Here is a 634-nt window from a genome sequence, read left to right as displayed (position 1 = left end):
ACTGCACTCAAGTCTGGGCATGACCAGTCCCACCGAGTACGAAGCAGCACACTACGCTGACACAGAACCAGTAGCCGGCTGATCACCGGCCAACAAACCACCGGCAGGAAAGTCGGAACGGTTCAGGCCGAGTTCAGAAAGTTTCTGGCCAGGCTCGACCTCGAGATCCCTGCTGATCTGGGCGTGCACCTGATCTGTGACAACTACGTGACCCACAAGACCGAGTCGGTCAGGAGGTGGCTGCTGGCGCATCCGCGCTTCCAGCTGCGCTTCACTTCGACGGGATCGTCCTGACTGAACCTGGTCGAGCGATGGTTCGCCGATCTGCCCAGCAAGAATCTCCGCCGCAGCGTCCAGAACCTCGAGGCGACATACGGAACTGGATCACCACGTGGAACGACAACCCCCGCCCCCATGTAAGGACCAAGATCGTCGACTAGATCTCCGAATACCTCGCCACGTACTGCCGACGGATCACTGAGCTCTTTCAGTGTGGTCACTGATCGGGTGAGGGTGACCGCCGCTGCAAACTTCCGCCGCTTCGGCGTGCCCTCGTCGGGCTGGTGTACCTGCGCCGGCATGACACCCTTACCCAGCTCGCCGCTGGTTTCGGCATCGCAGGCGGCACTGCCCC

General features: G+C 61.4%; 1 pseudogene. It reads left to right on the top strand.

Annotation, left to right across the window (positions count from 1 at the left end):
* Positions 1 to 509: 509 nt before the first annotated feature.
* Positions 510 to 634: pseudogene (locus tag LUZ64_RS36810) on the top strand (transposase family protein); the annotation flags it as partial.

The sequence above is a fragment of the Streptomyces albireticuli genome (assembly GCF_021228125.1).
Classification (GTDB): domain Bacteria; phylum Actinomycetota; class Actinomycetes; order Streptomycetales; family Streptomycetaceae; genus Streptomyces; species Streptomyces albireticuli.
This window is presented reverse-complemented; position numbering and strand designations above follow the sequence as displayed.